The organism is Brachyspira alvinipulli ATCC 51933, assembly GCF_000518245.1.
GTDB lineage: Bacteria > Spirochaetota > Brachyspiria > Brachyspirales > Brachyspiraceae > Brachyspira > Brachyspira alvinipulli.
Window position 1 is genome coordinate 220,277 of sequence record NZ_KI912404.1, and the last position, 14,631, is coordinate 234,907.

The following is a 14,631-nucleotide window of genomic DNA, read 5'->3' on the forward strand; positions in this document are numbered from 1 at the left end:
ATAACAATGAACATAGAAGTTAAAGTAACAGCGGGAGCTAAATCCAACAGTTTTAAATTCGAGAATGGGGCCTATTCCATTCGTATTATGGCTAAGGCTATAGACGGTAAAGCTAATAAGGCTATAATTGATTTTTTGGCTGATGAACTTAATATCAAAAAAAGAGATGTTGAAATATTAAAGGGCGAGAAAAGCAGCAAAAAACTTATTTCTATTAATATAGATGAGAAAAATCTTCAAAAATATTTTAATAAATAGTTAATTTTTTAAATTGCTATTGATTTTTTATATTAATTCTATATATTAATATCATAATAAATCAGGGGACTATATATGGCTAATAAATTTATATGTTTTTTAGCATTGTTTATCATCATTTCATGCGGTAATAATACTAATACATCATCAAAAAATAAAAATACTTCAGATATGGAAGAATCAAAATTTTATCTTCTTACCGGAAATATATCAGGTGAAGAAGCATCAATGTATTTATATGTTAATGAAAAAAAGAATACTATAAGCGGATATTATTATACAAAAAATAAAAAAGCAATGATTACTGGAAAAATAAATAATAAAAAAATTAATTTACAAGAGATTGATCAAAATAATAATATACATGCCAATATAGTTGGGGGTTTAGATGAAAATATAAATTTTAATGCTGAGATAAGATATGAAGAGGTTAATGAAGTTAAGGATATGGAATTTTCTTTAAATAGAAATATTCCAGTATATTATGCTGATATAGTTGATTATTATAAAAATGACAATATAGGAAATGCTATATTTTCATATCATAAAACTTTGCTTTTATTTACTAAAAACAATGAGATTAGCTCAATGGATATGGAATCTTCTTTAAATTATGCTAAAGAAGAATGTGAAAATTATTATAATGAATGGAAAACTCTTATAGCTGATGGTGTTAATTCTAATGCTTCCTATGAAATAGATTATACTGTAAATGTTGGTTATATAGACAATAGAGTAATAGCACTTGATAATTATTCTTATGTATATACTGCAGGAGCACATGGGGAAAAAGCAAATATTCAGGAAGTATTTTCTTTAGAGAGTTCAAACTTAATTACAATAAGAGATTTAATTTCAGATTTTAATAATAATGATTTAATATCTGTAATGAGAGATAAAATACTTAAAACAGGAAGTACAAAAGAAGATTATTTCAATTTTGATGATATAACGTTAGAAAACTCTACATTTAGAATACTCCCTAATTCTATTAATTTTATATGGCAAACTTATGATATAGCACCTTATTCTACAGGTGTAACCGAGATAAGTTTTAGTTTTGATGAGCTAAAGCCTTATGTAAGAGAAGATTCTCCATTGTATTATTTGTTTTTATAAATTGATATAACAATTTTTATAACTATAATTTATCAATTGATTATAGCTATAAAAATTGTTATTAATGTTTTTTTGATTATTGAAATATAATAATTATTTTTATACTTAATAACTATTCATTTTTATTGAATTCTAAATCTTTTAATTCTCTTAATTTTGGAAGGTCATCCAAACTGTTTATACCAAAATGCATAAGGAATTTATCTGTTGTACCATAAGTTTGTCTTTTATCCAAATAATTTTTTCTTCCTTTCCAAGCAATAAAACCGTCTTCCATAAGAGCTTTTAAATGATATCCGCTGTCGCTTTGTCTTATATCATCTATTTCTGCTTTAGTTAGAGGTTGTTTATATGCTATGATTGACAATGTCTGAAGCATTGCTTTAGATATTTTTTTCTTACGTTTTTTATCATAAATAGCAGATAAAGTACCGAAAGTTGAAGGTATTATAGTCATAATAATAGAATTTCCAACTTCAAGAATTTCTATAGCACTTCCTGCATTTCTATATTTGTTATTTATATTTTCTATATAATTTCTTATATCAGAATTTTCACATTTAAAAAGATTTCTTAATCTAGCTATATCTATACTTCCTTCTACATATATTACAGCTTCCATAACTTTTTCAAGTTCTTCTTTATTTGATAAAATAGCTTCATCTATTTCTAAAGTACTTTTTTCAGCTGTATTAACTTCTTTCTCTTCAGTTTCAACATTTTCTGCAGTTTCTTTTATATCATCCATAATATTAATCAAAATCCTTTTTTATTTTATATTTGTTATTATAACATATATAAAACTTTTTTCAATGGTGCAGAAACATTTGGAATTTATATTTTCGATAAAACTAAAATTATATTAAGCAATTTATTATTAACTCTTTATATATAACATTATATAAAATAATATATTTTTATAGTATAAATTGGCATAATTAAATTTAATTATCATAAAATAAATGTTGCTAAAATAATAAAAAATGTTATTATATTTTAGTAAAATACTAAAAAAATAGAATAAATTTATATGAATATAGAATTTTTACTTTCGGCTAAATTTGATAATAGAAGGGTTATTCCTACACAGGAGAGATTGTTTAGAGCAATAGTATCTTCTTTAAATGAAGTTAATATAAACCCTTTAGTAATGCTGTCAGAATTTTCTATAATAGAAGATGGTAATACATTAACATATTCTTTTCATCCGTCATCAGATCCTATATATTTTGAATTTAAAAATGACACTATTTTTATAACTATAAGTACTGGAACATTTGGTGCCGGATATCATAAATTTATAGTTGGTGTTTTGGATAGAATAGCTAGAAGATTGGATATTGAGTTTAAAGAAGATGATGCTCATAAAGATCCAAGCGGATATTTTAGAGATAGAGATTTTAATTCTCTTCAAAAATTTTTTATAAATTCTTTGGCAAGCTATGCTGAAATGCTTATAACTCATCATGATAACGGCTTTAATAATTTTATGATATCAATGCCTTATAATTATCCTATGATAGAAAAAGAGTATTTTGCACTTTCATCCTTAGGATACTGGGGCAAGAGCTGGTTTACAGATTTGATAGCGGCAAATGAAGAAGACAGATTAAGATTAGCTGAAGATTTCTTTATTTGGAATACTGAAGAGATGAATGCCAATTTTTGGTTTAAAAGTTTTATCAGTATGATTTGGCTTTACTTTCCATTTAGAGAGATTATAGATGACAGCGAAAAGACTATGTATAAGAAGATTATGTATTCTTTTCAAGAGGCATATAAAAAAGACAGCAGTTTAAAATATCCTTGGGACATACTTATAAATATAGCCAATTATTTAGATGATGAAAATATGGTTAAATTTATAGAATCAAAGAAGAATCCTCATCAGCCTAATATAGGAATTGGATTCAGACTCGAGCATGCAAGATATTCGATAGCTGCAGGTTTTACAATAAAACTTCCTATGCGTATGAATGTATTTAAAAATGATAAAACTTTGATAGAGTTCAAAGATATCAATATATATATAGCTATGCAGGTTTATTCTTTTGCTAATGAAGAGCTTGATGTTATAATGGAGTATGTATTAAAACAGATAGATATTGCAGGCGAATATAAGGGTGATCCTATAGATGTTAAGATAGAAAGCAATAAAATAGAAAGTGTAGTATATGAAAAAAGTCTTGAACAAGATGATTATATGATAACTCTTGCTGCTGTTACAAAAAAATTAGCATTGCTTGCTTGGTTTACATATACAGGCAAAGAAAATAGAGATACATGCTTGGAAGCTATAAAATCAATAGATATAGAAAATTAATTTTATTTATATTAAATATAATTTAGAGAGTAAAATTATGTCTAATCCAAATGAAGATAGAATAAAAAAACAAATTGAAGAAATAAAGCCTAAAACAGATACATCATTTACAAAAAAAGAATTGAATGAATTACCTAACGTTATACATGAAGATGAAGATATTTTATACTTCACATCAGGATTTCATAAATCTAATAACAATACTATGATTATAGTACTTACTACAAAAAGAATAATATTTTTAGATAAAGGTATGTTTATTTCAAGAAGGCAATTTGATATACCATTGGATATGGTTAATAGTGTTCAATCATATACTGGACTTTTACTTGGAGAACTTACTATAGTACACGGAGCACATTCAGAAATAATAAAAGATATAGGAAAAGATAGTGTAGTAATATTTCAGCAAATGGCTACAAAAGAAATAGAAAAATATAAACAAAAAGTTAAAGAAAAAGAAAATGAACATTTAGCTAGCATGATAAAAGGTGCTGGAACTACTATAAATGAAAATACAAAAAGCAAATACATATTAATAAATAATATTTATGTAAATTGCAGTAGTATTGTAGAAATCAAAAAAGATGAAAGTAACATTATTATTTCCACAATAAAAAATGATCATTATATCAAATGTAATTATAATGATATTGATAATCGTTACAATAGTATTATTTCATTTGTAGCTGACAACATATTTGAGTGCTGAAGATAATTTTAAAATTATTTAGTTTATATTTAAAAAAATTATGTAAAGTAATCATAATAAATACCGAAAAATTTATTGTAGTTACTGTTAAATGTTAAGTAACTATTAACTTAAAGGTGGTATTTTATGTTTAACTTATATGAAGAGCTTACAAAAATAGAGATACTTCTCTCTAAAGAAATAGAAGTTTATAAAATTATATTAGAAGATGAAGAGAAAAAAGTAAATTCCATAATCAATACTAGACTTCAGGATATACATTTATATTGTGATCATCAAAATGAGAAAATGACTGAAGCTAATGAACTTAGAAAATTGAGAGAAAGTGTTATAGATTTAATAGTATTAAATAAATTTCCGCATCTTTCAGAGACAGCAACATTGTCAGACATTATTAGAAGAATACCTTTAAATAAAACTGCCAAAATATCAGCATTACGTCTTGAATTAGTAACATTAATGGCACGTTTAAAACATTTAAATAAATTAGCTCCGAAACTTTTTGATGAAGCTTTAGATTTATTTGCAAACATGAAAGAAGTTTTACATGAAAGCAAAAAAGTAGGTTATAACAACAAAGGTAAAGAACATGTTGTTAATAGAAAATTATCAGTATTAGTAAATAAGCAAGTTTAATATAGAATATTTATATCTTAATAAAACACATAGCATTTTATGTTATGTGTTTATTTTTATTTAACCTTTTGAAAAGCTATTCTATCTTCGTTGTTTCTATGCAGTATAATTCTACCGCATTTTATAAATCCTTCTTTTTCTAAAAATTTCTGCATAGGTATATTATCTTTATGAGTATCTATTCTTATATTATTATGAATATTGAAACAATAATTCATACAAAAAGACGCAGCTCCTTTTCTGCCGTGTAATGATGCTATTCTATGTACAACAGCATATTCATCATTGTTAAGCCAAGCACCGTCATATATTTCATTATAATTATTATCTATTCCAATATAAAAACAAAAAGTGCATATTATATTGCTATCATCATCCAAGCAAACATAACTATGTCCTTTATCTATATCTGCTTTTATATCTAATTCAGAAGGGTATCCGTTAGTCCATTGATTTGGATTATTATTTGCTGCCATAAATTTTCTTGCATAATCGAATATTTCCAATAATTTTTCAATATCTTCATATTTTGTTTTTCTTATTTGCATATATTTATACTCCTGCTGCATTTCTGTTTTTTAGATAATCGAATATAGTTTTTAAATCTTTTTTAGTTAAATCTATTTTTGAAAATAAATCAGCTCTGTTTGCGAATGTTTTTATTAAACTTCTTTCTCTCCTGTATTCATTAATATTTTTATGATTTCCGGATATTAAAACTTCAGGCACTTTCATATTATCTATTTCTACTGGTCTTGTATACTGTTCGTATTCTAATAACCCCATAGAATTTTCTTCAAATGTATCGCTAGGTACAGATTCATTATTATTTAAAATTCCTTTATATCTTGAAATGGCATCTACAATTAGCAAAGCAGGTATTTCTCCTCCGCTTAATACATAATCTCCTATGCTTACAGCTTCATCAGAATATTTATGCTCAACTCTATAGTCTATTCCTTCATAATGTCCTAATATCATTGTTATATGTTCTTTATTTGATAATTCTTTTATTTTTTCTTGAGTAAGAGTTTTTCCAGATGGTGAGAAAAAGAGGGTATAGCCTTTATTATGATTGTCAAAATACTTTTTAAAAATATTATAAGTCATTATCATTCCAGGTCCGCCGCCGTAAGGGTAATCATCGCATCTTTTGTAATTTCCTTCTCCGTAATCTCTCATATTAACAATGTTTAAATTGATTTTATTTTCGTTAACAGCACTGCCTATAAGTCCTACAGATATAGGACTTTCATAAAATTTTGGGAAAAGTGTTAGAATATCTATTGTCATTTATGTATTATACTTAATTAATATTAATTAGGCAAGTAAAAAAATTGACTTATATTATTTGTTGTTATATAATAATGTTATTAAATAATTTATAGAAATGATAAAATTTGTCGCCGGATAAATTTTTTTAAAACGTTTGTATTCATACCGTAGGCCTTAGAAAGTATGAACGCAAACGTTTTTTTATTATGGGGTATTTTTTATGAATATATTAAATTTATTTGTTAAATATGTATCTTTAAACATACTTGGAATGATAGGTTTATCATGCTATATACTTGCAGATACTTTTTTTGTTGCCAGAGGTACTGGTTCTGAAGGACTTGCTGCTTTAAATATTGCTATACCTATTTATAATTTTATAAATGGTATCGGTCTTATGATTGGTATGGGATCTGCTACTAAATATGCTATATTAAAAACTCAAAATAAAAACCATGAGGCAAATGTAATATTTTCAAATGCTTTAATTTATATTGTTATATTTGCCGCTTTCTTCATTATAACAGCTGCTTTTTTTACAGGAAAAATAGCTTATATGCTTGGGGCAAGAGACAATGTCCATACAATGACTGATATATATTTAAAAGTTGTATTATTCTTTTCCCCTATGTTTATGCTTAATAATTTGCTTCTTGGTTTCATTAGAAATGATAATCATCCTAAACTTGCAATGCTTGGCATGATTATGGGAAGTTTGTTTAATATAGTATTTGATTATGTTTTTATCTTTCCTTTAAATATGGGAATATTCGGAGCTGCTTTGGCTACAGGTTTTTCTCCTATTGTAAGTATGCTGGTTTTATCAGTTTTATTCATAAAAAAAGAAAATACTTTTTGCATTGTAAAGCCTAGTATAAATTTTAAAAAATTTTTTGAAACCGTTTCATTAGGTATTTCATTTTTAATAACAGAAGTTTCTTCGGGTTTTGTTATGATAGCTTTTAATATTGTAATACTTAATATTGCAGGTAATATTGGTGTGGCAGCTTACGGCATAATAGCTAATATTGCATTGGTTATTATAGCTATATTTACAGGAACAGGTCAGGGAATACAGCCTATAATAAGCAGCAATTTTGGAAACATTAAAAATATAAATAAAATATATAAGTATGCTTTGATTTTATCTTCATTTATTGCAATTATAGTTTATATAATAACAACTGTATTTGCTAATGAGATAACTAGTGCATTTAATAAAGATAATGATATGGAACTTCAAAAAATAGCAGTTAAAGGGCTTTATTTATATTTTACAGCTTTTATATTTGTAGGATATAATATAATTACATGCGTGTATTTCAGTGCAATGGATAAGGCAAAACCTTCATTTATAATATCAATGCTTAGAGGTTTTGTAATTATAATGCCTTCTATATTCATTTTATCTTCAATTTTTAATATGACAGGAGTATGGCTTTCTTTTCCTACAGCGGAAATTTTAACCAGTATTTTTTCATTTATATTTTTTATAAGAAATAAAAAGTAGGAAAATCTTTATATTAGTTTATTGATTGACTATTTTTCTTATTATGATATAATAATGGTATTATGAGTATATTTAAAATCAAGCAACAAGCATAATTTACTTTCATAATCTATTCTATACTAATCGCAGAAAAAAATTTATAAACATAAATACGATCTTTGTATTTTTGGGGTAGTATATGAAAAATAAGAATTTGTTTTTTAAAATATATATTACCTTTCTAATTATTTGTATTGCAGCATTATTTATAATATCTATTTTAGGAAAAAAACAAGAGTAGGATATTTAGGAGAATTTAAATTTGATGAATATCATATAAATCGTACTTTAGAATTAAATGGATTAATAGATGTAAAAGAAAATTATAAAGTAGATGGAAAACTAGATAAAGAAGCTTTAATAAATTTTATATTTACAAATGAATATATTACTAATTATAGCTATGGATTTAGATTGCAGTATTATAATAAAGTATTTAGGAATAGTGATATTTATGGTGTTTATGTAGATACTAATAAAGTTTTGAAAGATAATCCGTTCATTAAAGAAATTATAATGAATGAAAATGGAAGTCCGTTTGGTGATTTAGTTAGTATTGAAAAAATAGATTTTGAAAAAATAGATAATATTGATTATATACTAAAACTAAAACAAAGAATTATTAACATACTAATAGTATTATTTTTATTTATAATATTTATTAGATATATATTACATTTATATAAACTTAAATCTAAAGAAAATATAAAATATAACTATAATATACATATAAATAAAAAAGATACACTTTTTTTACTTATTTCTTTTTTTATATGTATTCTGCTATTTATTTTTCAATATTGGTTGTCATTCCCAGGATATTTTCAATATCCTGATTCTTTATCAAGTATGTCTGAAGCTATAACTTTGTATCTTGATAATTGGCATCCTTTAATTATTAGTTTATTTTTAAATATTTTATATAAATTATTTGGATACAATACTTATTATATACTATTTTTGAATTTATCTTTATGGTACATAGGGATATATTTAATAACTATATCTTTATATTTAAAATATAAAAACAAATTGTTTGTACTTTTATTATTTACAGGATTTCTTGCCAATTTATTTTTTCTGAATATAAATCATATAAAAGATGTTACATCAAGTTTATGGATATGGTGTTTATGTAGTTTAATATTTTTTTCAATTATTATACCATTACAAAATAAATATATTAATATATTATCTATTATTTTTTTAATAGTCGGTATGTTATGGAGACATAATTCCATAGTTACAATTTATCCTATATTTATTATGTTTTCATATCTTATTCTCAAAGATATTAATTTTGATTTAAAAAATTATCTTTTATCATTTATTAGACTAATGATAATATTTGCTATAACTCTTATAATAATATATTTATCATTTCCAGCAATATTTAAAACTTCTAATTATGGAAAATATGCAACAAATCATTTATTTTTATTGCAGATTTCTGCATGTGCTGTTTTATCTAATGATGATAGTATGATACCAAAAGAATGGTATGCTGATGGTAAAACTTTTGATAATGTTAAAAAATTATACTATTTGGATCCTTGTAACGGTGATGTACTTGGAGCACCTTGGGCAAAAGAAGCTCCATTTATTAGAGGAAAGGAATTACCGCATTTAAAATCAGTATGGTTAAAATATATATTAAAATATCCATTTAGTTATATAAAACATATATCTAATTTTGCTATTAAATTATATACAATTAATACTTGGAAAATTAATGTAAAAGACATTCAAATTAATAATATGGAGGTGGATTTTAGTAAAGATATTTATAATTTATTTAAGCATGATAATTATGTTTCATTTACTCCAATAAAAAATAGTATATACTCTTTTTTATATGAATATTTACCAGATATTAATATATTATTTTTTATAGTACTGTCAGCAATAATATTTTTATTATCTCTATATTTTATTATTTTTAAAAATAAAATTATCAATATTATATTATTATTTTCATTTTCTACATCTTTCTCTGCAATTGCTACAGCATTAATAATTAATTTTGTTTAGCCCATCAGTTATATATAGATATATACATCCTGTAGTTCCAATAAGTATTATATCTCTAATAAGCTTCACTACATTTATATATGATATAGTAAGGTCAAAAAATTAGAGGTATTAAATGTTTGATAAAGAATATTTGAAAATATTAAACAAAAATGTACCCGAATATAATATTTTTAATTTTTTTAATAAGAAAAATAAATATGCTTTATTGATGCCTGTTATAAATGAGGGAGAAAGATTTATATCTCAAATGAATAAAATGAAAGGTAGCAATATATTTAATATTTGTGATGTTTATATATGTGACGGCGGAAGCAAAGATAATTCTTCAAACCCTGATTTTATAAAAGGTTACGGATGTAAAGGATTAATAATAAATATAAGTGATAAAATTGGACAGGGTGTTCAATTAAAACAAGGTTTTTATGAAGCTATGAAAGAAGAATATGATGGTGTTGTTATGGTTGATGGTAATGATAAAGATAATGTACATGAAAGTTTGCCGTTATTTTTAGAAAAGTTATGTGAAGGATATGATGTTGTTCAGGCTACTAGATTTACATTAGGAGGTAAAGAAGAAAATACACCTTTTTTAAGAAATATAGGTATAAGATTTATAGCATCTCCATTAATTAGTTTTACTTCAGGTTTTCATTATGATGATGTATGCAATGGATATAAAGGGTTTTCAAGAAAATACATACTAGATAAAAGAATGGATTGGTTTAGAGAAGAATTTAATACTTATGAATATTGTTATTATCCTTTAGTGCATGTGAAAAAGTTAGGTTATAAAGTTTGTCAGGTTCCTACAAATAGATTTTATCCAAAGAATGAGGTTCCTTCTAAAATAAAAGGATTTTCATCTAATTTAAAATTATTAAAAGAAATATTTAACTTAGCTTTTAGTAAGACTAAAAATTCAAATATGAACTAATAGTTTGTAAATAAAAAAATGAAATGGATAAAATTTATAATTAATTTTACCCATTTCATTAATAAAAGATAAATTACATCTCAACAACTAAAGCAGTACCCATACCGCCGCCTATACAAAGTGTAGCAAGACCTTTTTTAGAACCGCGTTTTTTCATCTCATATAGCAGTGTAGTAAGTATTCTAGCTCCGGAAGCTCCTATAGGGTGTCCTATAGCAATAGCTCCTCCATTAACATTAACTTTTTCCATATCGAATTTTAATTCACGCGCAACAGCAATAGACTGAGCAGCAAAAGCCTCATTACTTTCTATTAAGTCCATATCTTCAACTGTAAGATTAACCATTTTCAAAGCCTTTCTGCTTGCTTCTATAGGTCCTATCCCCATTATTCTAGGTTCAACACCGCAAGTAGCATAACCTAAAACTTTAGCCATAGGTTTAACTCCAAGTTTATCAGCTTTTTCTTTAGACATTAATATCACAGCAGAAGCGGCATCATTTATACCAGAAGCATTACCTGCGGTAACAGTACCATCTTTCTTGAATGCCGGCTTTAATTTGGCCAAAGTTTCCATAGTAGTGCCGAATGTAGGGTGCTCATCTGTATCAATAACTATTTCTCCTTTTTTAGTTTTGATTGTAACAGGTACTATTTCATCTTTGAATCTTCCGCTTTTAACTGCAGCTTCAGCTCTGTTCTGACTTCGGCATGCAAACTCATCTTGCTCCTGTCTTGTTATTCTCCATTGTTCAGCAATATTTTCAGCAGTAACTCCCATATGATAATGCTCAAAAGCACAAATAAGAGCATCATTAAGTAAAGTATCCTGCATTTTAGTTTCTCCCATTCTCATGGCAGAAGCGGTATATGGAGCCATACTCATATTTTCTGTACCACCGGCAACCACTATATCAGCATCTCCTGCTCTAATTATTTGCGCTGCCATTGATACCGCCCTAAGTCCTGAACCGCATAAGATATTTATAGTTAATGCCGGTTTATCTACAGGTATTCCTGCATTAATAGAAACCTGCCTTGCAACGTTTGGAAGAAGTGCTGATTGTATAACACATCCGAAATAAGTTTCATCGATTTGATCTGGTTTTATATTTGCTCTCTTTAACGCCTCTTTTACTGCTATTGTACCTAATTCTACAGCTGATATATTAGAAAAAGAACCTAAAAATTTACCTACAGGTGTTCTAACTGCACTAGCTATAACTACTTCTTTCATAGCTTTTCTCCTTAAATAATATAAAATTATTTTCTAATTAAATATATCATACTATAGTATAGTAATTAAAAAATAATTTTACAAGTATATTAAGAGTAAAAAGTTAATGATGTACAAAGCCTAATGAGTCAAAGTTAATTTCTTTATTGTTTATATCTATAAATTTAACGAAGCTGTTTGAAAATTCTTTAACTTTTCCTATTTTTATTAAATTCTTTTCTTCCTGTATTTCATCTTTAGAGCTGAAAATAATAGCATAATCTTCACCTCCCGTAAGAATTGATTTTAATATTTCTTTATAATTTTGACAGTCTGTATTAAAAAATCTATTAACTAAATTCCAATTAGAAGATTCGTATATTTCTATAGATTTGTTTGATTCCTCAGCAATATGAGAAGCATCCTGTAAAAGCCCGTCGCTTATATCTATAGAAGAGTTTATTTTATATTTATTTATAATTTCCTGCCATTTATCATAGAAAAGTTTAGGTTTTAAATGAGTTTTAATACTTTCATCATTATAATCATAATTTCCAGATAAAAGTTTTTTTAGTCCTATATCGCTTTCTCCTACAAATCCAAGCACATAAACATTATCTCCTTCTTCAGCATTGCTTCTTAATATGGATTTATTCTTTTCTATTGTACCTATTAAAGTTATGGACATAAAAAAAGAATCATTTGAACTTGTAGTATCTCCTCCGGATATTTCTATATTATAAGGATTACATGCATCTAAAAATCCTTTATACCATTCTAATATATTTTCATCATTTATTTTTTTAGGGATAGATAATGAAATAAATATATTTGTTGGATAAGCTCCTTTACATATAATATCGCTTATATTTGCTTGGGCAGATTTATATCCAATATCATAAAAGGAATAGTATTTTAAAGAGAAATGTATATTTTCTGCTAATATATCAGTAGTTACAAGAATGTCTTTATCATTGCTTATGTTTTTTATTACAGCACAATCATCACCTATATTTAAATTATTACTTGTATTATTATTTTTTGTTAATTCTTTTATTTTTTTTATAAGTTTGAATTCATGCATTTTATTAATTCCATATAATTTCTAATAATTATAACATATATAATATATCTTTTAAATCATTAAAAATAGTTATTTAGGCATTCTATTGTTTATTAGAATTACAGAATCTTGTTAAAATATATCTTTAATTAAAAATATTATTCAAATTACAGAAAAATTGTAAAAAAATACGAAAAATCTGTAAATTTTGAGTAAAAAAAGAGTAAATAAATTTGACATATATTGTATAATGTACTATAATATAAATGTAAAGATAATTTACTTCTATATATGCTATTTTTACAAAATTAATAAGGAGATTATTTATGACAACTATAAAAAGATGTTTATCAATAGTTTTTGTTTTAGCTATATGTTCAGGTGCATTATTTGCCCAATATAATGGATATTATGATCAGCAGCAAGGAGGTGGATATCAAGATTCTTATGCTCAACAGCCACCAGCACAGAACCCTTATGCACAGCCACAACAAGGAGCTAATCCTCAATACGGTTATGGTGTGCAATTATCATCTATACCTCAGAATGCACAAAACTTTATCAAACAGCATTTTTCAGGTATTGAAGTAACTTTTATAGAAAGAGATTGGGAGGATATAGAGGTTTATTTAGCTAATGGTACTCAAGTAGATTTCTTCCCTAATGGTGATTGGAAAGAGGTTAAATGCTATGGAAATATGCCAAATGGTATACTTCCTGCTAATGTTATGAATACAGTTAAAAAAACTTATCCTAATGCAGCTATAGTAAAGATAGAAAAACAATTTACTACATTCCAAGTAAAATTAAATAATATGATGGAATTATATATAGACAGCAATGGACAATTATTAGGTCAGCAGTGGGATGACTGATTAAAATAAAAATAAAGTAATTAAAATAAAAAGATTAGGAGGATTTTATCATGAAAAAAATACTTTGTTTATTAGTAGCTTTGACAGTTATAGGTTCTTCAGCTTTATTTGCTGATTGGTATGTACCTTTGAATCAAGTTCCTCAGGCAGTTTTAGCAAGAGCTAGACAAACTTATCCGCAGGCACAAGTTTGGGCAGTAGAAATGGAACATTATAATGTTTATAAAGTAAAAATGAGCAATATGATGGAATTGTACATTGATAAAGCTGGTAACTTATTAGGCCAAGAATGGGACGATTAATATAATTTGAAAAGGAGTTTTTTATGAAGAGAATACTTTGTTTATTAGTAGCTTTAACAGTTATAGGTTCTTCAGCTTTATTTGCTGATTGGTATATACCTTTAGAGCAGGTTCCTCAGGCAGTTTTATCTACTGCTAGGAGAACATATCCTCAAGCACAGATTTGGGCAGTAGAAATGGAACATTATAATGTTTATAAAGTAAAAATGAGCAATATGATGGAATTGTACATTGATAAAGCTGGTAACTTATTAGGTCAAGATTTTGATTAATTTTATTCATATATTTATTTTTATAAGGTAAAGTTATTAATGATTATGACTTTACCTTATAAT

Annotated in this window: 16 protein-coding genes; 11 read left to right on the plus strand and 5 right to left on the minus strand. The window is 25.6% G+C overall.

The annotated features are described in order from the left end of the window. Positions 1-6: 6 nt before the first annotated feature. Both T324_RS0111205 and T324_RS0111210 read left to right on the plus strand, forming a co-directional pair. On the plus strand, positions 7-258 hold the full coding sequence (locus T324_RS0111205) for a DUF167 domain-containing protein (RefSeq protein ID WP_028330340.1): 252 nt from the start codon (positions 7-9) through the stop codon (positions 256-258). 75 nt (positions 259-333) lie between these two features. Further along, on the plus strand, positions 334-1,377 hold the full coding sequence (locus T324_RS0111210; protein WP_028330341.1) for an RsiV family protein: 1,044 nt from the start codon (positions 334-336) through the stop codon (positions 1,375-1,377). 112 nt (positions 1,378-1,489) lie between these two features. On the opposite strand, the gene scpB is transcribed toward T324_RS0111210, so the two are convergent. Next, positions 1,490-2,125 carry an SMC-Scp complex subunit ScpB gene (scpB, locus tag T324_RS0111215; RefSeq protein WP_028330342.1) on the minus strand — a complete coding sequence of 212 codons (636 nt, stop codon included), beginning with the start codon at positions 2,123-2,125 and terminating at the stop codon, positions 1,490-1,492. 282 nt (positions 2,126-2,407) lie between these two features. Here scpB and T324_RS0111220 point away from each other — a divergent pair, with 282 nt between their 5' ends. The 3 genes from T324_RS0111220 to flgN all read left to right on the plus strand — a co-directional run bounded on the left by T324_RS0111220 (position 2,408) and on the right by flgN (position 5,048). Beyond that, complete coding sequence (locus tag T324_RS0111220; protein WP_028330343.1) at positions 2,408-3,700, plus strand: hypothetical protein; 1,293 nt, start codon at positions 2,408-2,410, stop codon at positions 3,698-3,700. A 37-nt stretch (positions 3,701-3,737) separates the two neighbouring features. After that, on the plus strand, positions 3,738-4,412 hold the full coding sequence (locus tag T324_RS17770; RefSeq protein ID WP_051436841.1) for a PH domain-containing protein: 675 nt from the start codon (positions 3,738-3,740) through the stop codon (positions 4,410-4,412). Positions 4,413-4,538: 126 nt separating this feature from the next. Next, a complete protein-coding gene (gene flgN / locus T324_RS0111230) occupies positions 4,539-5,048 on the plus strand; it encodes a flagellar export chaperone FlgN (RefSeq protein ID WP_028330344.1) in 510 nt (169 codons plus the stop codon). 56 nt (positions 5,049-5,104) lie between these two features. Here flgN and T324_RS0111235 read toward each other — a convergent pair whose 3' ends face one another. Together T324_RS0111235 and trmD are read right to left on the minus strand one after the other, a co-directional pair. Beyond that, positions 5,105-5,596, minus strand: coding sequence for a GNAT family N-acetyltransferase (locus tag T324_RS0111235; RefSeq protein WP_028330345.1), 492 nt, complete (start codon positions 5,594-5,596; stop codon positions 5,105-5,107). Positions 5,597-5,600: 4 nt separating this feature from the next. Further along, positions 5,601-6,341, minus strand: coding sequence for a tRNA (guanosine(37)-N1)-methyltransferase TrmD (gene trmD, locus T324_RS0111240; RefSeq protein WP_028330346.1), 741 nt, complete (start codon positions 6,339-6,341; stop codon positions 5,601-5,603). A gap of 202 nt (positions 6,342-6,543) precedes the next feature. On the opposite strand from trmD, the gene T324_RS0111245 reads away from it, so the two are divergent. From T324_RS0111245 to T324_RS17255, 3 genes are all read left to right on the plus strand, one after another. Then, entirely contained in the window at positions 6,544-7,833 is a 1,290-nt protein-coding gene (locus tag T324_RS0111245) for an MATE family efflux transporter (RefSeq protein ID WP_028330347.1), read from the plus strand. Between the two features lie 228 nt (positions 7,834-8,061). After that, a complete protein-coding gene (locus T324_RS0111250) occupies positions 8,062-9,903 on the plus strand; it encodes a hypothetical protein (RefSeq protein WP_028330348.1) in 1,842 nt (613 codons plus the stop codon). 115 nt (positions 9,904-10,018) lie between these two features. Beyond that, positions 10,019-10,840 (plus strand): glycosyltransferase family 2 protein, encoded by an 822-nt coding sequence (locus T324_RS17255; protein ID WP_051436842.1) that lies wholly within the window; start codon positions 10,019-10,021, stop codon positions 10,838-10,840. A 73-nt stretch (positions 10,841-10,913) separates the two neighbouring features. Here the strand turns inward: T324_RS17255 and T324_RS0111260 are convergent, their stop codons facing one another. Together T324_RS0111260 and thiL are read right to left on the minus strand one after the other, a co-directional pair. Beyond that, positions 10,914-12,077, minus strand: coding sequence for an acetyl-CoA C-acetyltransferase (locus T324_RS0111260; protein WP_028330349.1), 1,164 nt, complete (start codon positions 12,075-12,077; stop codon positions 10,914-10,916). 103 nt (positions 12,078-12,180) lie between these two features. After that, entirely contained in the window at positions 12,181-13,140 is a 960-nt protein-coding gene (thiL, locus tag T324_RS0111265; protein WP_028330350.1) for a thiamine-phosphate kinase, read from the minus strand. A gap of 305 nt (positions 13,141-13,445) precedes the next feature. Between thiL and T324_RS0111270 the strand changes: the two genes are divergently transcribed. From T324_RS0111270 to T324_RS0111280, 3 genes are read left to right on the plus strand one after another with little or no spacing between them, the layout of a single operon-like run. Then, entirely contained in the window at positions 13,446-13,994 is a 549-nt protein-coding gene (locus T324_RS0111270; RefSeq protein ID WP_211232591.1) for a PepSY-like domain-containing protein, read from the plus strand. A 50-nt stretch (positions 13,995-14,044) separates the two neighbouring features. After that, entirely contained in the window at positions 14,045-14,296 is a 252-nt protein-coding gene (locus T324_RS0111275) for a PepSY-like domain-containing protein (RefSeq protein ID WP_028330352.1), read from the plus strand. A gap of 23 nt (positions 14,297-14,319) precedes the next feature. Further along, the gene (locus T324_RS0111280; RefSeq protein ID WP_028330353.1) at positions 14,320-14,568 is read left to right on the plus strand and encodes a PepSY-like domain-containing protein; all 249 of its coding nucleotides are present in this window, start codon (positions 14,320-14,322) and stop codon (positions 14,566-14,568) included. Positions 14,569-14,631: the final 63 nt, after the last annotated feature.